The 20,201-nt window shown below is 60.2% G+C and carries 14 protein-coding genes; 12 read left to right on the top strand and 2 right to left on the bottom strand.

The genetic code is table 11. From position 1 onward, the window contains the following. The first annotated feature begins 2 nt into the window (after nt 1-2). From AC2FNL_RS11215 to AC2FNL_RS11165, 11 genes are all read left to right on the top strand, one after another. Nucleotides 3-2,015, top strand: coding sequence for a dynamin family protein (locus AC2FNL_RS11215; RefSeq protein ID WP_496833653.1), 2,013 nt, complete (start codon nt 3-5; stop codon nt 2,013-2,015). 7 nt (nt 2,016-2,022) lie between these two features. Then, on the top strand, nt 2,023-3,741 hold the full coding sequence (locus AC2FNL_RS11210; RefSeq protein WP_496833652.1) for a dynamin family protein: 1,719 nt from the start codon (nt 2,023-2,025) through the stop codon (nt 3,739-3,741). A gap of 126 nt (nt 3,742-3,867) precedes the next feature. Next, nucleotides 3,868-4,269, top strand: a complete 402-nt coding sequence (locus tag AC2FNL_RS11205) for a hypothetical protein (RefSeq protein WP_170341629.1) — start codon at nt 3,868-3,870, stop codon at nt 4,267-4,269. A 23-nt stretch (nt 4,270-4,292) separates the two neighbouring features. Then, nucleotides 4,293-5,150 (top strand): hypothetical protein, encoded by an 858-nt coding sequence (locus AC2FNL_RS11200; protein ID WP_496833651.1) that lies wholly within the window; start codon nt 4,293-4,295, stop codon nt 5,148-5,150. 71 nt (nt 5,151-5,221) lie between these two features. Then, complete coding sequence (locus AC2FNL_RS11195) at nt 5,222-7,264, top strand: dynamin family protein (protein WP_496833650.1); 2,043 nt, start codon at nt 5,222-5,224, stop codon at nt 7,262-7,264. Further along, complete coding sequence (locus AC2FNL_RS11190) at nt 7,261-8,544, top strand: dynamin family protein (protein WP_496833648.1); 1,284 nt, start codon at nt 7,261-7,263, stop codon at nt 8,542-8,544. The genes AC2FNL_RS11195 and AC2FNL_RS11190 overlap by 4 nt, the downstream gene beginning before the upstream one ends. A 340-nt stretch (nt 8,545-8,884) precedes the next feature. Further along, entirely contained in the window at nt 8,885-11,026 is a 2,142-nt protein-coding gene (locus tag AC2FNL_RS11185) for a serine/threonine-protein kinase (RefSeq protein ID WP_496833646.1), read from the top strand. A 207-nt stretch (nt 11,027-11,233) separates the two neighbouring features. Continuing rightward, nucleotides 11,234-12,241 (top strand): FHA domain-containing protein, encoded by a 1,008-nt coding sequence (locus AC2FNL_RS11180; protein ID WP_093963264.1) that lies wholly within the window; start codon nt 11,234-11,236, stop codon nt 12,239-12,241. A gap of 3 nt (nt 12,242-12,244) precedes the next feature. After that, entirely contained in the window at nt 12,245-13,030 is a 786-nt protein-coding gene (locus AC2FNL_RS11175) for a PP2C family protein-serine/threonine phosphatase (RefSeq protein WP_496833645.1), read from the top strand. 22 nt (nt 13,031-13,052) lie between these two features. Continuing rightward, nucleotides 13,053-14,303, top strand: coding sequence for a transporter substrate-binding domain-containing protein (locus AC2FNL_RS11170; protein ID WP_170341687.1), 1,251 nt, complete (start codon nt 13,053-13,055; stop codon nt 14,301-14,303). 44 nt (nt 14,304-14,347) lie between these two features. Beyond that, a complete protein-coding gene (locus AC2FNL_RS11165; protein WP_170341645.1) occupies nt 14,348-15,457 on the top strand; it encodes a transporter substrate-binding domain-containing protein in 1,110 nt (369 codons plus the stop codon). 50 nt (nt 15,458-15,507) lie between these two features. Here AC2FNL_RS11165 and AC2FNL_RS11160 read toward each other — a convergent pair whose 3' ends face one another. Both AC2FNL_RS11160 and AC2FNL_RS11155 read right to left on the bottom strand, forming a co-directional pair. Continuing rightward, nucleotides 15,508-16,371, bottom strand: a complete 864-nt coding sequence (locus AC2FNL_RS11160) for a polysaccharide deacetylase family protein (RefSeq protein ID WP_496833643.1) — start codon at nt 16,369-16,371, stop codon at nt 15,508-15,510. Beyond that, nucleotides 16,368-18,143: a carbamoyltransferase family protein gene (locus tag AC2FNL_RS11155; RefSeq protein WP_496833641.1), complete on the bottom strand. Its 1,776-nt coding sequence runs from the start codon at nt 18,141-18,143 to the stop codon at nt 16,368-16,370. Before AC2FNL_RS11155 ends, AC2FNL_RS11160 begins: the two co-directional genes overlap by 4 nt. A 475-nt stretch (nt 18,144-18,618) precedes the next feature. On the opposite strand from AC2FNL_RS11155, the gene AC2FNL_RS11150 reads away from it, so the two are divergent. Continuing rightward, entirely contained in the window at nt 18,619-20,196 is a 1,578-nt protein-coding gene (locus tag AC2FNL_RS11150) for a carbamoyltransferase C-terminal domain-containing protein (protein ID WP_496833639.1), read from the top strand. Nucleotides 20,197-20,201 lie beyond the last annotated feature (5 nt).

The raw sequence follows: 20,201 nt of genomic DNA, 5'->3' as shown, positions 1-20,201 counted from the left end.
ACATGGCCCGCAACGACCACCTTTTGTCCGTAGGAAACGAGGCATTGGCGCCGATGTCGGAAGCCATGTCCGCACTGACGACACAGATCGACCAACTGACAGAGGTGGCGGATGCGCGCTCGACTGCGCGGCTGACCACGCTCAAGACCCGTATGGAAAACTTCACCGCCAGCGTCACTTTCGTCGGCCAGGTGAAGGCGGGCAAATCTTCGATCGTCAACATTCTGGCCGGTCGGCCTGGTCTGCTGCCGTCGGATGTGAACCCGTGGACCTCAGTTGTGACCACGCTGAACATCAACACCCGCATGCCCGGTGAGTACAGATCCAAGTTCACCTTCTTCGAGCAGGAAGAGTGGGACAATCTGATGGTCGGCGGTGGCCGTTTGGGCGAACTGGCCAATCGCGCAGGCGCCGACGACGAAATGGAAGACATCCGTCGTCAGATCGCGCAGATGAAGGCCAAGTCCGAGGAACGCCTTGGCAAGCACTTCGACCTGATCCTGGGCCAAAGCCACCAGTATGACTATTTCGACGAAGAGCTGATCCAGCGCTATGTCTGCCTGGGTGACGAAGACGATCCGGACATCAATCCGAAAACGGGCCGGTTCGCCGACGTGACCAAAGCCGCGGAATTGTATATGGACATTCCGCAGTACCCGATCGCGCTGAAACTGTGCGACACGCCGGGCGTCAACGACACGTTCATGGTGCGCGAACAGATCACTCTGCGCAGCCTGCGCGGATCGGAAGTCTGCGTCGTGGTCTTGGCGGCAAGTCAGGCGCTGACCACGATGGACATGGCGCTGATGCGGATTATCGCGCAGTTCGAGAACCGGCAGATCGTCCTGTTCGTCAATCGGATCGACGAACTGACCGACCCGGTCAAGCAAGTCCCCGAAATTCGCGACCGCATTCAGGACACGCTCAAGCAAAATGGCATCGACACAAGCACCAGTGTCGTTTTCGGAAGTGCGTTGTGGGCCGAGGCTGCACTGACCGGCAACCCCGATATTCTCACCGACGATTCCCGCCAGGCCCTCAACACGTTCTATCTGGCCGCCGGTTTTGGTGATCAGGCCGCATCGCTAGACAAGATCTGGGCCCTTTCTGGTCTGCCTGACCTGCTGTTGGCCATGAACGAACGGATCGCCCAAGGCGCAGGCACGCGTCTTCTGGATCGGGTCCGTCACCGCGCCCGCAACATCGCAAGTCAGATTCGCGCCACCTCGGTCGCCAAGAGCCTGTCCGGCGGAGGCGGTGTTGTTCGCGATCTGGACGGCGTGTCACCCGAAGATGCGATCGCCACTGTCGCGGCCGAATATGACAAGAAAGCTGCTGCCCTGACGACATCCCTGCGCGACAAGGTGTTGGAACGTCTGGCATCGGCCGAGGCAAACTTCGTCAAACGTGCTACCGACTCGTTGATCGCGCATCTCGAGCAGAACGGCGAACAGGGCACCTGGCAATACGACCCGGCCGGGCTTCGTACCCTGCAGAAGGCCGCCTATTTCAGTTTTGCCCGCGCAATGCGCAAGGAAGCCGGCGCGCTGTATTCCGCAGCCGCCGCGGATGTCGAGGCCCTGTATCAGAAGCTTCTGGGTAACCACTTGGGCGAATTCAGCATCGAGGCGCCCATTGTGCCGCGCGTACCGCCTCCATTGGGCATTGGCCGAACGATCGCCCTGGACCTTCAAAGCACATGGTGGCGACGCTGGTGGCAACGCCGCAAAGGGTTTGAAGCCTATGCGGCGGACTACACCCGCCTTATCGCATCAGAAGCCAATTCGATCACCAAGGACCTTGAAGAAACCCAGATCGCAGCCGTTCTGGAAAATGTTCGGGCCGTCCTGTCGGATTTCATGCGCGAGCAGCAGGAAACCCTTCTGAGCATCTCGCAATCGGCCGAGAAGGCACCGGGCACCTCCCCGGACCTGATGGCCGGGCTCGAGCCGAAGAAATCTCGTGACGAAATCCTCGGCGATATCCTCAAAGACCTCAGCAACGAAGCAGCGTAAGAAAGCCATGGCAAAAGATTCACAAATCCGCTTCGTCTCTCCTCGGGCATGGGAACGCATCGAGCAGTGGTCCCGCCGCAAACCAGTTTTTGCGCTGATGGGAGAGTTCAGCGCAGGCAAGTCCACGCTCATGAACTTCCTGCTGCGCAAGCAGGCCCTACCGACGCAGGTGACGGCCACCCAGCTGCCGCCGGTCTGGTTCAGTTGGGGCAACAAACCCGCTTACGTCCAGCGCCATAACGGGACCACTTCTCCGATTGGTTTGGACGAATTGGACAAGGTGGGCGTCAACGACGCGCAGTTCATCCGCATCTATCTTGAAGCGGACATTCTCGAGGCCGTCGACCTGATCGACACGCCCGGCATTTCAGACCCCAAAATCCAGGCCGATGTCTGGCGCCGTGCGGTGGGTCAGGCCAACGGGGTGCTGTGGTGTACCCACTCGACCCAAGCCTGGCGCGAGACCGAACGCGCCACGTGGGTTTCGTTGCCTGAACGGCTTCAGCACAACTCGCTTCTGTTGGTCACGCGCGCGGACGCATTGGATCTGAAAGACCGCCAGAAAGTGTTGCGCCGCATTAACCGCGAAGCGGGGCACCTGTTCAATCGGACAATCCTGTTTTCCGCCCGTGACGCGATCATCGCGCGTGACAAAACGGGCGACGCCGAGCTGTGGTCGCGCAGCGGCGGCGGCAAGATGATTGACAGCTTTCTTGAGATCACCGAGCAGATCATGGACAGCCGTGCGGAAAAGCTCGCCCGCTACCAGATCGACAAGAGCCTCGCCGGCACGCCCCCGGTACAACCGGTGCGGCCCGAACGATCCGATCGCCAGACCGCAGCGGAAGAGCCCGCGCCTTTCAAGTTGACCAACCCGCTGGATCAGGATGATGGATTCGAAGCGGTCCGGAACTCGGACGATGTGATCGCAACCTTCCCGGTTCGACCGGCCCGGGTGGAGCGCCGCGGCGAGTCGACCGAACGCGAACGGATCAACCCGGATGACGCCGACCGTTTGCGCGCCGAAATGACGCCGGTGCCCGATGACGATTTGCGGGCCTTGTTCCGGGACGAGAATGAGGATCGGCTCAGCGTCGCGGCAGCTTCGACAGCGGTGGCTCAGCTGGACGACGAAGACTTTGACGAGATCGATGACGATAGGCTCGATGTCGAGGACGACGAAATGCTGGTCGCAGATACCGATGACCAGACCACCGAGCAGGGTGCCCAGGACGAAGATCTGCTGGCCACGCTGTCCGAACGTTTGGTTGGCGAGACCCCCGCGCCGGTAACGGACGAACAGGACGAGACCCCGGGACCCAGCGTCGAGGACTCGGTCTCGTCCATCGCTTCGCTTTTGTCTCAGCAACAGGGTGACGATGCCACGACCTATGAGCCTGAGCCGGAATCGAACGGCCTGGTCGCGGCACAAACCCCTGAAGAACGGGAAGCCGAAGCGCCCTGTGAGCAGGTCGGTGAAGGCGAAACCTCGCTGGAACACCTTTTGAGCGTGCCGGCAGGAGCTCCGCTCAGCGCAGCGGCGATGTGGCGGGAAATCGCGACCAGCGAAGATATTCCCCAAGACGTGGACGGGCTGCACGCCGTGTTCCAGGCCTTTCTTGAGGAGTTCGACAAGATCGCTCACGAGCACACCGGGCACGACGAACAGGATACGATTCAACCCGTGCCAAATCCGAAAGACAGGGCGGAGTGGCATGTGTTGTAACCGGGCCTCAAGGGACACTTGGGAAACGATAGACCGTTTCCCGTCCCGAACGGCAATGCTACTCAGCGGCGCGACGGTTTCAAACCGCTGCGCCTTTGGGCTTAATAAGGGATAACAGAGCTTTAGATGACGATTGACGCCGCATTAACCACCGCCATGGAGACCATTCCCGACTGCATCGCAGCGGGATATGTCGACATGGAAACGGGCATGCTTCTGGGCATGTCGGCAACCGAGACCGAGGATGGCACAGCCTTGGAAACCCTCGCCGTTGCAGTGGCAAACCTGTTTCAGGGCCGAGGCGTTCAAGCATTCGAAGCGCTGTTGGCCTCGGCCGGATTACAGGATCCGGAGAACCCGGGATTTGGGGAAATCTCGGTGTTCTCGAACGACCGGCTGCACATCTTCATGCGGACCCGGGCCTATCCGGAACACGTGGTCTGCTACATCTGCCGCGACAGCGCGAATATCGGGCTGACGCTTACGAAATCACATCTCAGCCTGGGGCCGGTAGCGGCCGCAGTTTAGACGGGACCAGAGGGGGTCACGGCATGATGGCGACAGACATAATCGACATGCTCGAAAACATCGGGCGGTCCGCGACGCCCCGTTTGTCGCCGGCCGTTCGGTTGACCGGGGACACGGCCGAGGCCCGGCGGGCCAGTATTCTGAAACTGATCCGCGGAACGGTTCTGCCAAGACGTTTGGAGTTCAACGCCCAGAACGGAACGATCCTGGCGATCGAGGTGAACAGCTCACGGATCACGGATGTTTATTCGGCAAGCACCGGCACCCTTCCGGATTTCGAAACCGAACCGCGCGAAGCGCTGATCGAAAAGCTGGCGCGGCTCGTGTCCGACCTGGCCGCGACCGCTCCTCCGATCGAAGTGGTGTCTCTGAAACCGGACGGGCCGCTGGAGGCGGATGACGTCGGTATCACGTTCAGCGAAATGCAGAAAGCCTGTTCCGAAATCGTCCTGCCGTCAGAGCCGCGGGTTTCGGTTGTCCCGGACCCCGTCGAGGACACGAAAGAACAGGACAGCGCTGAAGGTGCAGAACCCAGTGTAGCCGCGGCTTTCTTCGACGGCGCCGAGCGGTTCGCCATGGGACGCCTGCTGACAAGTGCGGAGGGTGCGACCCAACAGTTCGATGGCGTGTGCGCAGATGGCCAGCCTCTTCACCCTTCGGATGATCTGTTGACCCGGTTCGCACAGGATCTGGCGGGATGGGATGCGGACAATGCCGGGCTGCTCGAGCAGCCGCAACTGATCGTCATGCGGCCGTCAGGTGGCAAGGGCGCGGGTGTCGCTCTGGTCCGGGATGGTCGCAAAACAGCCGCCGCCGTACATGACGCGCGCAAGCTGGGTGCCGTCGTCAACCTGTGGAAATCTCTGCGGGAGTCGGTCTGATGGCACCGCTTTCGCGACAGTTGAAGTTAAGTTTGAAGCAAATCTTGGGTACCAGTTTTTAGGGTAGTGTTATGAGTGAAACCAACCGCCGGGAATTGATCCGGATCGCCAGCGAAATGAAAGAGGTGAGCAATGACGAGACCTGTCAGTTCATCTCTCGCATCGTTGACGATCTCAGCGGCCTGAAACCGTCGATTGCATTCGTCGGGCAGATCAAGGCCGGGAAGTCCCGCCTGATCAACGGCTTTACGGGACAGGCAGAATTCCTGCCGTCGGACGTGAACCCGTGGACAACCGTGATCACCGACATGCATTTCGGACATCCCTCCGGGCGCACATCTGGGGCCGAATTCCATTTCTTCGACAACCGCCAATGGCAGGCGCTGATCGCCGAAGGCGAAGAACTGCGCAACATGTTCCCCGACGATGAGGACAGCTATAAGCGCGAGATGATCGAGGAGCAGGTCGAGGCGATGAAGACCCGCGCTCGTCTGCGCCTGGGTGACAGTTTCGAACAGTTGATGGGTCAGCATCACGACCTCGAAGAACTGACGTCGGATGATCTTGCCCGTTATGTCTGTGCCGGGGATGATCCGACCGACGAAGCCGAACATGATCCGGGCTCGGACCGGGGTTTGTACAGCGACATCACCCGCAAGGCCGAGGTGTATTTCGATCTGGGCCACTTCCCGTTCCCGCTGACCGTGACCGACACGCCCGGCGTCAATGATCCGCTGTTGATCCGCGAAGAGATCTCGCGCCAGTACCTCAAGGAATCCGACTTTTTCGTCGTGGTTCTGTCCGCGCACCAGGCCCTGTCGCGCGCCGATTTGAAACTGTTCCGGCTGATGCAGGCGCTTGAGCTGGGTCAGATCGTGGTCTTCATCAACCGGGTCGACGAATTGGGCGGCGGTGCGGAAGACGCGGCGAAAGTGCGCGCCGACGTTTTGGACGGGTTGGAAAAGGCGCTGGGGAAGTCCAGCATCGACGTTCTGATGGGCAGCGCTCAGTGGGCGCATTACGCACTGACCGGGGACGAAACCGGCGTCAACCACGATCACATCCTCGCCTGGCTGCGGGCGCATCCCGAACAGATGAAGCAGTACCTTGCGGGCGTCGAAGAAATCAAACGCGGCCCCGGCCCCATCAGCCGCGAGGCGGTTCTGCGGTATGCTGCGATGATCGCCTCGGGCTTGCCCGACCTGCGCCGACATGTCACCACCGCGCTGACTGATGGCCCGCGCAACGAACAACTGCGTATGGCGTGGCAACATCTGAACGGCTTTGCCCAGGGCGAGCTGGAGCGCAGCAAGGCCCGCCTCCGCGCTCTGGAAGAGGATGGCCAACCTTCGGACGACGCGGCTGGCGAGAATGACAAGACCCTCGCCGAGTTGCGCAAGCTGGTATCGGACAATACCGCAGAAATCACTCGGGACATGGATGATGTTCTGGCAAACCTGCGCGGTGTGATGGATGACACCGTGGCCGAAGCCGTCGTATCGGTTGTGCGCGGTCCCGACGGGCAATCCCCGTTGCTTGCCAAAGGTGGTGCAACCGAACTGAACTTTACGCCGTTGCGCGAACGCATGCGCGAACTGGTCCAGGGTGCGACTCAGGTCATTCGCCAGCGGATGCTCAGCGAACTCTATGCCATCGATATGCAGGCCAACGCGTCCCTGCGGTCCCTGCCGGGCTGGCAGGAGCCGACCGACAGCCGTATGAACACCAGTGCCGTGCGTTGGTTCCGTCCGGACACCACCGCTCTGACCCGGGGGATTACGGTCGAGTTGCGTGTGAACTGGTTGTCGCGTCTGATTTCGCGGAAATCCGTCGTCTCTCGCGCCGAACGTATGATCGTGCAGGAATTCGAGATGATCGGAGATGATCTGATCGATACCGCGCGTGAGAACCTGCTGGAGCGACTGAACACCGCTCTGGACCATTTCCTGGCCCTGCTCGCCGGGCATCTTGAAAACCGCACCGCGACGGGCGAGACATGCGAGCGCACCCAGGCGCAGGTCGATTTCGACCGCGCACGCCGGATCGCGGACGAATTGCAATCGACCTTTGGCGCTGAACACAGCGACGAACGACAAGCGGAGGCCGCCGAGTGATTGAATTTCCCGGAACCGAGACGGAAGTGCGTCAGCTTGATCGCTTTCTGACCGCAACCGAGCGCCTTCCGTCCACGCCCGAGTTGGACGACATGCGCGCGCGGGCACAGTCCCACGCCGAGCGGTTGTCAAACGCAGTCTCAATCGGTTTTGCCGGAGAATTCGGCGCCGGGAAGTCCAGTCTTGCCAACATGCTCGCCGGAGCTGACATCCTGCCCACGGGTCCGCAACATCTGAAATTGCCTTTGGTGATTGTCACCTATGCGGACACGCCTGAAACGACCGTTGGGTGGTGGGACCGCGAGCCAAAGGTTTATTCCGGCATCGCGCTGGAAAAGGCCGCGGCCGACAATCCTGATTTTATCTCGGTGGGGCTGAACACCCCTGCCCTGCGCGAAATCTCGTTGTTCGACCTGCCCGGCTCGGGTGCGCTGGATGACACTTACAAGCAAACGCTCGATCTGTTGAAATTCGTCGATTGCGCCATCTGGTGCACGAACGGAACCAACGCTTGGCGTGAAACCGAGCGCCATTTGTGGGCACAAGTCCCACAAAATCTGCGCGACAACAGCTTGCTGGCCGTCACTCACACCGATCTGCCGCCTGTCCGCGACGCCCTCGATCGCGTTCTGTCGCGGTTGGAGAAGGAGAAGTCGGGCATGTTCCGCGCGATCGTACCGATCGGGACACCGGTTGCCGTTCGCGCCATGGCGCAAGAGCCGGAACCGGACTTCGCCCTGTGGGAAACCTGCGGCGGTCAGAACCTTGCGGAGAAGGTGCTTGAAATTGCGTCGCATCGCCGCCGGACGGATCTGGTGGCCGCGCGGCAGGACCTTGCCGCGGATTTCCTGCCGTTCTTGGAGACCTTGACCGGCGCGGGCGAACCCGCAGCCTCGGACACCAGAACGGTTCAGCCCAGTCTGGAATCTGCGCTGCCGCCGTTGGACAACCCGATCCTCGAAGACTGGCTGGCGGCGATCGCCAGCATTTACGAAGACCTGCGCGACAGTTCGGACATCGAACCGGCCGCCTTCCTGCAAAGCTGTCAGGAAATTGTCGAGGATTTTGCTGAACGGCTGGAAAACGGGTCCGAGATCGATCCCGAAGCCGACTGGATTCCGGGCGAGTTCGAAAAAGCCACCGACCTGCTTCTGCTGCTTCAATTCGAGAGCGGCGAAGGGCCACTCAAGGATGCGATCAGCATACTGGCGCAGCTCAGCGACAACCTGGCCTGGGCCGGCAGCACCGTCGCTTCGGCCCCTCCGAAGACCGGAACCTGAGTCATTCCCGCAGAGATTGAGCCGCGGCGCGGCGAATCGTTAACACTGGAATCATGATTCCATTGTTTCGAATCCGTGGACCATGGGTCGTCTGGCGCCGGGACTGAATCCTTTTTGTTCGCCGGGCGACACTACATATATGCGTTCCACTGGTGTCGGAATCAATATATTGATCTGCGTCCGAAGCCGTTCTCAGTGAAGCCACGAGGCGGCCCCATTAAAGTCAAATTTGAAACGTCTAACCGTTCTCAAGTGTCCTGCGGTTGTGTTGGTTGTGAGTTCGCGGGCTGATTGCCCGGTTATTTTGGCCGCAAGTTTTTTGAATGATGGGCGGGAAGAAATGAACCACAACCAGGCTGTCGGTGCATCGCACGACGAACCTCAAATTCAAGGTCTGCAACCGGGCGCGAAACTGCTGCGAGGTCAGTACGAAATTCTTCGCTTCCTCAGCAATGGCGGGTTCGGCATCACGTATTTGGCGCGTGACAGCCTGGAACGCGATGTGGTCATCAAGGAATGCTATCCGGGTGCTCTGTGTCGCCGCAACGGTGACCTGGTCGAACCCAATGATCCGGCCTTCAAGGACGACCTGCGCGCGATCATCGACCTGTTCATTCAGGAAGCCCGCAACCATGCCCGCCTGGTCCACCCCAATATCGTCGACGTGCACCAGGTCTTTGAAGACAACGATACTGCATATATCGCGATGGACCTGATCCGCGGATGCGATCTGCTGGATTACATCGAGGACCCCAAAACCGAAACCGGTCCGGACTTTATCGTCCAAGTCACCGAAAAGATGCTGTCCGCGGTGTCGTTCATCCACCAAAGCGGGATGCTGCACCGGGACATTTCGCCAGACAACATCCTGATCGATGAAAATGGCGAACCGATCCTGATCGACTTCGGCGCTGCGCGCGAGCAGGCTGCCAACCAATCCGCGGCCCTGTTGACGCTCCGGGTGATCAAGGATGGGTACTCGCCGCACGAGTTCTACGTGCGCGGCTCGGAGCAGGGTCCCAGTAGCGACTTGTATGTGTTGGCGGCAACGCTCTACCACGCGATCAGCGGCGAGCGCCCGATCGACGGCCAATCGCGCCTGAATGCCTTCAACAACGGACAGAAGGATCCCTATCAACCGCTCACCGGCCGCTTCCAAGGTTACCCGGACGGCTTCCTTGAGGCGATCGACAAGGCCATGGAGGTCCACGCGACCGACCGCCTTCAATCCGCACTGGACTGGTTGCGGATGTTCCGCGGCCCCGGTGTCGAATTCGACAGCTTTGCCTATCGCCCCGTTTCGGTAATCGTGGCCTTGGACCGCAAGGACGAAGAGGCCGAAAAGGCCCGCATCAAGGCCGAAAGCGAAAATGCCGAAGCGGTTGTAACAGCCCTGCTGGCCGGCAATTCCGATCTGGCCCTTGGGCATGGCGAAAAGAACGACGACGGTCCGGCAAGTTTTGCCCAGAAGGACGAACCCGCAGCGGCAGTGGACACTGTCGTCCAAAAAGGATCGGGCGGCAACGGCAAGTTGGTCGCGGGTGTCGCCGCAATCGCGATTCTGGCCGCTGGTGGCTTCTTCGTGATGTCCGGCGGCTCGACCGAGACGGACCCGACACCGATCCAGACCGCGACGCCCACCGAGACGGCCGAACCTGCCGAAACGCAGACGGCCGAACCAGTGATCGCGCCCGAAGCAACCAAGGCAGAAGAAACCGCAGCAGCAACCGAAACAGAACAGCAGGTGGCAAAAGACCAGCCTGTCGAGCAGGCCGCAGCGGCTGTTACACCGCCGGCGGTGGAAACACAGGAAGAAGTGGCTCAGCCCGAAGAACCCGTGGAGGTGGCAGCGGTTGCACCGAGCGCTCCGGTCAATCTGGCCGAGACCCAAGTCAGCTATGCCCATTGGGATGTCAAAATCCCGTTCTCAACCGCGCAACGGCGCGCCTCGACCGGAAATATCATCGCAATCACCGGTGTGGACGCCGGCCAGAACATGTCCACGATCGGTGAATGGGTGCAGCGAGGCGCGGCGATCTATACCCTGAACGGCAACCCTGTGCGCGCCGGAACGACGCTTGCCGCGCAGGTTCTGGACAACCTTCAGGTTGACCCTGACGGCTATATCCGTGTCGCGGCGCGGTATCGCCCCATCGGACAGACCCGCGCGCAGAACGGTCTGCTGGCTCTGCCCGCAATCCGCGAGTTCGGGCTGGCCAACGGTTACTCGTTCGAAGCCCGCGGCGCCGATCTGCCCGAATGGCAGACAGTTGTTGCCGGAGCACCGGCCGCAACGGCAGGTGGCCTGCAGACCGGCGACATTCTTGTCCGCGAGACTGTCTCGGGAACCGAGATGATTGCTGCCGACAGCCTGGATACCGCGCTGAACACGTTGGTTTCCGAAAACAAGCCCGAAGCACGTTTGGTTGTGCTTCGAAACGGGGCGGAAACAACCGCCGTGATGCCTTTGGCGCAGGAGTGATCAGACCGGTACGTATTTGATCCGCCAGTTTGTGTTTGCTGAGGAGGATGCCGCGTTCTGGCCCTCCTGGTGGGGACCGACCCGCCGCGGAAGGTAAGAGTGTTTCAGGTTTCCAACTTCATCAGTACCGCTGCGCCATGCGCAGAGGTTCGTAGCAGCCCCACGGGTCACCGAAGCCCGTGCAAGTAGTCAAAAGGTGTCGACACCATGTTCAAATACAAAAGCCCACTCAGCCGGCTTCTCGAGGGTGCCGGCAAAGCCAAAGAAGCCGAAGGGTCGGAACCCGAAGTCGAAACGACCGACAAGGCCGAGCCGATTGCGGACTTCAATGCACTGCGCCAGGCTCTGGCTGGTGGAAACCTGAGCACGGACAGCTACGAAGAAACCGACGAGCTGATTCCGGAAGAGAAGATGCCCGATTTCGCCGAGACCGAACCGACGGTGGAAGAGGCAACAGAGAGCGAAGAAACGGCCGAAGCCGCGCCTGAAGCGCCGGAAGAAGCCGAACAGGTCGTGACGCTGCACGTTGCGGCAACCGAAGAAGAAGAGACCATCCAGTCGGTCATGGCCGAATCTGCCGAACCCGATCTGGAGGAAGTCCAAGAGGAAGAGGCCTCGGCGCCAACGCCGTTCGAGCTGCCGGATCCCATTGCAATCGAAACCGCCCCGGACGAAGCAGCGGCAGATGCCGAACCTGTGGCCAGCGAGCCCGAAGAAGCCGAAGCCGCTCCGGAAGCAACCGAAGCGCCGGCCTCGGATCGTCGGTCGCGCGTCAAGACCACCTTCCTCGGGTTCGAGCGCCCTGACACACATGTGCAGGAACTGATCGAAACCGCCGAGCCGGTGGCCAAAACCGAGACCGCAGGCGCGACATTCCCGGTCGGTTGGCTGGCAGTGACCAGTGGCCCCGGGCGGGGGTCCAGCATCACGCTGACCGAAGGGCTGATGCAGATTGGCCGCAACGATGATCAGGCGATCCAATTGGATTTTGGCGACACCGGGATTTCGCGGTCAAACCACGCCGTGATTGCCTATGACCCCGAAGACCGCAAATGCTATCTGGGCCATGGCGGCAAGGCAAATCTTGTGCGCCTGAACGGCAAACCCGTCCTCAGCACCGTGCCGCTGTCCAGCGGCGACCTGATCCGCATCAGCGAAACGTCGCTGCGGTTCGTGGCCTTCTGTGACGAAAACTTCGACTGGCGGGACGCGTAACGGATGCTGGCTACTCCGGCATATGACATTGCACTGATCCTGGATCAGGGTCAGCGCGAAACGCAGGAAGACGCGGTTGCCTCGCGGGTCTTTGACGCCGCCAACGCCGGTTATGTCGTGGTGGCAGACGGCATGGGCGGTCACGCCGCGGGCGAAGTGGCCTCGGATCTGGTGGTCAAGTCCTGGTGCGAAGTGCTCGACGCAGTTCTGGAGAATCCGGAATTGACCGAGAATACGCTGCTGGATGCGTTGCCCATGGCCGCAATGCAGGCCAACGCGGCCGTGGCGGGGTATGGCGACGACCAGCAACAAGGCTTCAACATGGGCTCGACCCTGCTGGGAGTTCTGCTGCTGGGCAACAAAGTGTTCTGGATCTCAATCGGCGACAGCCCTTTGTACCTGTTCCGCAACGGCGTTCTGTCCCAGATCAACGAGGATCACTCGATGGCACCTGTCATCGACGCACAGGTGACCCGAGGGGAGCTGTCCGAAGCCGAAGCGCAGTCCCATCCAGACCGCAACCAGCTGACCTCGGTCATCATGGGCGCGGCGATCCCCAAGGTCGACTGCCCCGAAGACGCGCTGGAACTGACGACCGATGACATCCTCATCCTCGGCAGTGACGGGCTGCAATATCTGGGCAACCACGACATCCAGTCCATCCTTCAGGACAACGCTTCGGCCCTCTCCCAGGACATCGCCGACAGCCTCCTCAAGGCGCTGATCGCCAAGGGTGATCCGGATCAGGACAACATTTCAATCGCCGTCATCAAAACGGCCCGACAATAACAAAAGCAAAGCAACAGGACCCATGAGAACACACCTGATCATATCCAGCATTGCCCTGGCGGCAGCAACGGGGGCAGCCTCGGCGCAAGAGGCATGCTCGACCTACGAGATCCAGCGCGGCGACAGCCTGCGTGAACTGGCCATCAAGGTCTATGCGACCGAAGACTACCGGATCATCTACGACGCCAACCGCGACACGATCGGGTCCAACCCCAACATCATCCGCGTCGGCGACGTTCTGACCTTCCCCTGCCTCGAGGATGTCGGCCGCGCCGCACCTGAACCGGAAACCGAGGCCGAGCGCATGGCCGCCGAGATGGCAGCCGAACTGGTCAAGGCCGCGGAAGAGCGTGCCGCCAAGGCCATCGCCGAGGCCGAAGCCCGCGTTGCGGAGGCCCAGCAGGCCAGCGACAAGGCTGTCATCGAAGCCAAGGCAGCCGCGAAGAAGGAAATCGAGGCCGCCCGCGCAGAAGGTGCCGCGTTGATCCGCAACGCCGGTGACGGCACCCGCCCCGAGATCCGCGACCGCCAGTTGCTGCTGATCACCGGGGGCAACTACGCGCCGTTTACCGACGAAGCCCTGCCCAATCGTGGTCTGTACACGAACCTTGTCGAAACCGCGATGCTGCGGGCGGCGCCGGAACAGGCCTACAAGATCCAGTTCGTCAACGACTGGTCATCGCATCTGGACCTGCTGATGCCCACCCTGGCCTTCGATGCCACGTTCCCTTGGTCGCGCCCCAACTGCGAAGAAGCCGAGACACTTTCGGAAAGCGACCGGAACCGGTGCGAGACCTACAACTTCTCGAACCCGTTCTATGAAGTGGTCGATACGTTCTTCGCCAAGGATGGCTCAGGCTACGAAACCTCGCTCAGCTACGCGGAATTCGTCGGCACCACGATCTGCCGCCCCGAGGGCTGGTCAACCTCGCACATGGACGCTGTGGGTCTTTACGAGCCTGCGATCACCATCTTGCGCCCCGTCGATCCGGACGAGTGTTTCCACGCAGTCATGGACGGGCGGGCTGACCTTGTCGCCATCGAAGCGCATCTGGCCGTCGAGGCCATCGGTCGGCTGGGCTATGAACACAAGATCATCGAAAACCCCAACCTGGCGGCGATCAAGTCGCTCAACGTCATGACCCACAAGGACAATCCGGATGGGGAAGCGATCCTCGAGACGCTCAATCAGGGTCTGGCGATCATGCAGCAATCGGGCGAATGGCGCGACATCGTCTCGACCGCCCTGCGGTACCAAATGGAAAACGGATAAGGGCCGGAAAGGTCTGACAAAACAAAAGTCTGGAGGAAGTGGACATGTTTGAAATCAATCTGAAAAAACTGGTGGCGGCAGCCACCGCAGTAACCGCCCTCAGCGCCGGCGCCGCCGCCGCTCAGGAGGCCTGTACCAACTATACAGTTCAGGACGGCGACACGATGGCAACCATCGCCATCGCGGCCTACGGCACATCGAACTACCAGCCGATCTTCAACGCAAACCGCAACGTCATCACCAACCCGAACTCGCTTGAGCCGGGCATCGTTCTGGCCCTGCCCTGTGAAGACGGCAGCCTGCCGAACGGCCGCAGCGCGCAGGAAATCATCGCCGCGGAAGAGCAACGCGCTGCAAGCGTGAAACGCTCGAGCGTCTATGAGCCGCCGATCAAACTGGTCACCGGTAACGGCTGGGCGCCCTTCGCAGATGAATCGCTGAATGGCGGTGGTATCATCCCGCGTCTGGCAACCACCTCGCTGCAGCGGGGCGGCAACGCCCGCGACTATTCGGTCAGCTTTGTTGACGACTGGAACTCGCACCTGGAAACCCTGCTGCCGCTGGGCGCGTTTGACGTGTCGATGGCGTGGAACATGCCGGACTGCACCAACCGCAGCTACGAATGGTCCTGGGAAACCGAGGTGCGCTGCACGCAGTTCGACTCGTCGGTCCCGGTCTATGACATCGTGGTCGGTTTCTACACCCTGCCCGAAAGCCAGTTTGCAAACGCGACCACCTTTGACGAGCTGAAAGGGTCGACCATCTGCCGCATGGACGGCTGGTTCATCCACGATCTGGAACAGCAAGGTCTGATCAATGGCGACACCATCACCTTGATGCAGCCGATCACCGCGCGGGAGTGTCTGGATGCCGTGTTGACCGGCACTGCAGATGTTGCAACCTTCGAGGTTCAGCTGTTCTCGGACACCATGGTTGAAATGGGTCTGAACCAGAACGACCTGATCGAGAACCCCTTCGTGACCTCGCTGTCGTCGCTGCGTTTCATTGCGCACCGTTCGAACCCGTTCGGCAAGCAGTACCTGGCCATGCTGAACAAGGGCCTGAACGAAATGCGTGAATCCGGCGAATGGTACGCGATCGTTTCGGACTCGCTGCGCGAGCACAACGACAAACTGATGGCCGCGTCGAACTGATCCCTCGGTTCCGCGAATGACTGGGGCTGGTCGACTGACCAGCCCCTTTTTTATTCTCCGACCAACTGATCCAGCCGACCCGCAAGGCCGCCTGCGGGTATCAAACTCTCTACCTTTCGCAGCAGTCGCGCGCCACCAAAGTTCAGCCACTGAGACTGCCGCAACGCCCAGTAAGCGGCTTTGGCAAATCCCAAGGCCGCGAGCTCGTCCATTGAAACCATGAATGACTGAGGTTCCACGATCTCGTAGGGATGCAGATAGACTTGCGGCGGGATGCCGGCCTGTTCGGACCGTTCGATCAGTTTCCCCGCCAGATCCGAAGTCATGAACTTCAGATAGCTGCCTCCCAGACGCACCATCGGCCCCTTGACCGCCAATGGCGTCATGAACAACGGCAAGATCCGGAGCGTGGTCAGCCCCATTTCCCGGGAAAACCGATCACATTCCTGCGCCGAGGCGAAGAATGACGAACAGTCGTAGTCGAAATGGCGTTCAATCAGGCGGTACTGTTCAGGCGTTGCGCGGTTCAATCGAAAGCGCGGGGCGCGAAACCCTCGAACAGGGGTGTTCCCGGCCTCTTCCAAAGCTTGCCGCGCCTGACCCAGCATACGGTCTATGGTCTCCGCAGACTGCAGGTCCATGCTGTCATGAAAATAGTAGTGGCAGGCAACCTCGTGGCCCCGCTTTGCGATTTCGGCCACCAGATCAGGCGCGTCGCGTGCCACGACCCCCGTGCAAAAGAACGTTGCGGCGCAACCCGTCGATCCGCCATGTGAGCGAAGGAAGTCATCAATGGTTTCAAAGCTTTGCCACAGCTCTTCAACTGTGAGGGGTCCGGTTTCCCAAACCCCCAGAAGGCGTTTCAGATCATGCGCAAAGTCTTCAAAATCGACGCTGAGAAACAGCCGGGTCACGCGACAGCTTGGGCCCGGGCGCTGTCATCCTTCAGCGCTTCGCGCAGCACGACGTAGTCACCGATCACCAGCGCATCTACTCCGGATGCCGCAAATGTCGCGCAAGCATCCAGAGGCGAATAGACGATGGGCTCCTGGATATTGAACGAGGTGTTCAACAACACAGGCACTCCGGTCTTTTCGCCAAACCGGGTCAACAAGGCGTGGTACAGCAGGTTCGCCGACTGCGACACCGTATGTACGCGTGCCGTTTGGTCAGTATGGGTGATCGCCGGAATGTCTGCCGCCCGATCGCCACGCACACGTGCAACGATGTTCATGTAGGGGCTGGTCTGATCGATCTCGAAAAAGGTCGAGGCCGCCTCCTCCGCAACGCTGGGCGCAAAGGGCCGGAAATGCTCGCGTTTCTTGATCTTGACGTTCAGATCGTCGCGAATGCTGTCCTTGCGTGGGTCTGCAAGGAAGGATCGGGCACCCAGGGCACGCGGGCCAAACTCTGCCCGCCCCTGGAACCAGGCGATGATCTTGCCCTCGGCCAGCAGGTCGGACACACGATCCAGGAACTGATCGACAGGCAGGGCCTGCTGCGGTTCCGCACAATACTGAGCCAAGGCAGAGGTGATGTCGGCATCCGCCCAATCGGCACCCTGATAAGGGCTGCGGACCGAGGGCAGATCGACCTGCTCGCTCGGAATGCAGGCCAGCCCTGCGCCAACTGCACAGCCAGCATCATGTGGGGCCGGTGGAATGATGACCTCGTCAAACGTGCCGTCCGCGATCAGTGTTCCATTCGCCGTGACATTCAACGCGCAGCCGCCGGAAATTACCAATTTGCGCAGGTCCGGATTGGCTTTGCGGACCGGCTCCAGAATATGGTGCAGGGATGCCTCGAACGCGGCTTGCACGGATGCCGCCAGGTCCACGTGGCGTTCGTTCGGCGCGGTGCCAGGCTCGCGCCGGGTGCCGAACAGTTCTTCCATACGTGGATGGAACTCACCGCGCAGGGCTGAGTGATAGTCGCACAGCGCGGTGTTCACGCGGTAACCGCCGTCATCGTCCAAGATCAGAATTTCGCGCAAGATGGCGTCGCGGTAGATGGGTTTGCCGTACGGCGCCAAACCCATCATTTTGTATTCACCTTCCAGCATCTTAAAGCCAAGAAAACCGGTGAAGGTCGAGTAGAAATGACCCAGCGAGTTGGGCCAGCGATGATCCGCAAGACCTTCCCGCTTGCCGTTCCGCACAACTGACACGATGGTCGAGCTTTCCTCGCCGCCACCGTCATAGGACAGCGAAACGAAGCTGTCCCAGTCACGCATCGCTTCGGCGTACAATTGATGGGTCAGATGGTGGTTGATGTAGTGCAACTTGAAATCGGCCGGACCATGCTCGGCCGTCAGGATCTTGCGGATGCGAAACAGGTCCATCCAGCCGCTGTCCTGTGACTCTTCCGACGAGGTATCTGACACGAACAGTGCCCCGATCCGCGCCGTTACGCTTTTGGCGGCCGAGGGTCGCTGCAAAATCTTGCGCATCGTGCCCATTCCGCGGCCGACCATACGCCAGGGCTGCCAATAGACCGCAACCTCATCGATGTCCGAGAACTTCAGCCCGGCAATGCGCAGAACCTCGGCGATCGCCTGATGGGGAAATGCCCCGTCATTCTTGACCCGCGTCAGCCGCTCTTCTTCGATTGCGGCAACCAGCTTGCCGTCCTTGAACAGCGCGGCAGCGCTGTTGCTCATTGTAGCCAAACCCAAAATTACTGACATAACCTAAAACACCCTTGGCCAAAAAACTTGCCTGATAACGCGGCCACGTTAACGGTCAGAGGCTGGTAGGTGCAACCCGGATGAAGGTGCCGCTCGATCAAATTTCAGCCTTTCCCGGCCAACCGGAAGCCATGCAAGTGTGATTCACCGGACTTGTCAGCCTGTTGCACCGGTCTGGTGCCGGGCACTGCGTGGGATACGCAATGCCCACCCAGTGAACAATCGCGCCAAAAGTGCTCTTTCGTTCACGAATAGCCACTGCGTTTAGCCCGACGGCAGCCGGTTGCGAACTTGGGTTCCCCGAAACACCGAGCTTCTGCTAGGCTTAATCGTGGCATTTGTTTTGGTATTCGTGGAATGGATTTGCGGTCAATTCGATCCGTCAACGCCCCGGCATTTTTGACCCGTCGGACTGTCACATCTGTTTGCGAGGCACGTGGTCTTCAGACCGTGACTTGTCGAGGGAGGGCTATTCATGAAAATCCTGTCTTTCAAATCCGGACATGACGGCACAGTTGCAGGTGTCGACAGCACCGACGGGCGTCTGCTGTTTTCCTACGAGGCGGAAAAGAACAGTTTCCCGAGGTATACGCCGGTTACGCCCGACACGTTCATAGACGCGGGTCTATGGTTCAAGGATTTGCCGGACGTCCTGGCCCTCAGCGGGTGGTCAAGCAACGGGGCCGACCACGTTACAACTTCGGGGGCCGGATACTTCGGCATCGGCGCGGGGTCCGAAACAGTTGGCAAACGAACCTTTTTTGGAAAGTCGGTCGATTATTACTCATCAACTCACGAACGGGCGCATATCTGGTGCAGCTATGCCATGTCCCCCTTTCGTCAGGGCGAGCCCTGTTATGTGCTTCTGTGGGAAGGTGCATTGGGAGATTTCTACGAGATCGACAGCGACCTGACCATTCGTCATCGCGGGCAGGTGATAACGGCACCGGGCACGCGCTTTGCGTTTCTCAATGCCCTCGCCGACCCCGACTTTCCGGTCACGGGCAAATCACCCCGGCCACAGGATCCCGGCCGCCTGATGGCAGCCTGCGCATTTGGCGAAGACGGTCCACCAGATGCGGACGAGACGGAACTGATCAACCGGTTGCTTTCCTCGGACCTGGGCGGCGACGCACTTCGCAAAAGCGATTTTGTGACTTCGCCCTTCTTCAACATTGGAACGGATAGCCAAAAACTGAAGAACATGGCCACCAAGCTGTCCAAAGCGATATTCCAGAAGTTTCGCGACTATGCGGAACAGAACCTGCCTGAAAAGCATCCGCTGCTGATCGCCGGAGGGTGTGGCCTGAATGGACACTGGAATACCGCGTGGAAGCAAAGCGGGCTGTTCCGCGAGGTCTTCGTTCCGCCGACGACCGGCGACTCGGGATGTGCTATCGGAACCGCCGTGGACGCGATGCGCCACTATACCGGACAAGCCAAACTGGAATGGTCGGTCTATTCCGGCCAGTCCTTCTGCGACGACCGCATCGACACGCTGGGCATGACCGCAACCGAACTGAACCTCAACACGATCGCCAAAGACCTGCTGGACGGAAAGATCATTGGCTGGACCCGCGGCAATTGCGAGATTGGGCCGCGCGCTTTGGGAAACCGGTCAATCCTGGCCGCGCCGTTTTCCCCGGAGACACGTACGCGACTGAATCGGATCAAGGGACGGGCCAGCAACAGTCCAGTGGCGCCGTCTTGCCTGGAGGAGGATGCAGCACTGCACTTCGACATCAGCGCACCCTCACCATACATGATGGACTTTCACCGCGTTACCAATCCGGACCTGGCCGCGGTAACCCATGTCGACGGATCGGCGCGGGTACAGACGGTCAACCGCAACCAGAACCCCTATTTTTACGACCTTCTGGCCGCGTTCAAGGCGGTGTCGGGGGTGGGCGTGCTCTGCAACACCTCGCTCAATTTCAAGAACTCCGGCTTCATTAATACAACCCGGGATCTGGCACATTATGGCCGGCTGGTCGGGTTGGATGGATTCGTCGCGGGCAATACTTATTACACATTCGATAACCCGCGTCGTTGACCGAA

Source organism: Ruegeria sp. CRTD044 (assembly GCF_059613485.1).
This window is presented reverse-complemented; position numbering and strand designations above follow the sequence as displayed.

Bases quoted from the DNA above. Each gene is read 5' to 3' on its own strand.
- AC2FNL_RS11185 (WP_496833646.1), top strand. From the start codon at position 8,885: ATGAACCACAACCAGGCTGTCGGTGCATCGCACGACGAACCTCAAATT.
- AC2FNL_RS11150 (WP_496833639.1), top strand. From the start codon at position 18,619: ATGAAAATCCTGTCTTTCAAATCCGGACATGACGGCACAGTTGCAGGT.
- AC2FNL_RS11200 (WP_496833651.1), top strand. From the start codon at position 4,293: ATGATGGCGACAGACATAATCGACATGCTCGAAAACATCGGGCGGTCC.
- AC2FNL_RS11195 (WP_496833650.1), top strand. From the start codon at position 5,222: ATGAGTGAAACCAACCGCCGGGAATTGATCCGGATCGCCAGCGAAATG.
- AC2FNL_RS11215 (WP_496833653.1), top strand. From the start codon at position 3: ATGGCCCGCAACGACCACCTTTTGTCCGTAGGAAACGAGGCATTGGCG.
- AC2FNL_RS11210 (WP_496833652.1), top strand. From the start codon at position 2,023: ATGGCAAAAGATTCACAAATCCGCTTCGTCTCTCCTCGGGCATGGGAA.
- AC2FNL_RS11180 (WP_093963264.1), top strand. From the start codon at position 11,234: ATGTTCAAATACAAAAGCCCACTCAGCCGGCTTCTCGAGGGTGCCGGC.
- AC2FNL_RS11175 (WP_496833645.1), top strand. From the start codon at position 12,245: ATGCTGGCTACTCCGGCATATGACATTGCACTGATCCTGGATCAGGGT.
- AC2FNL_RS11170 (WP_170341687.1), top strand. From the start codon at position 13,053: ATGAGAACACACCTGATCATATCCAGCATTGCCCTGGCGGCAGCAACG.
- AC2FNL_RS11155 (WP_496833641.1), bottom strand. From the start codon at position 18,143: ATGTCAGTAATTTTGGGTTTGGCTACAATGAGCAACAGCGCTGCCGCG.
- AC2FNL_RS11205 (WP_170341629.1), top strand. From the start codon at position 3,868: ATGACGATTGACGCCGCATTAACCACCGCCATGGAGACCATTCCCGAC.
- AC2FNL_RS11165 (WP_170341645.1), top strand. From the start codon at position 14,348: ATGTTTGAAATCAATCTGAAAAAACTGGTGGCGGCAGCCACCGCAGTA.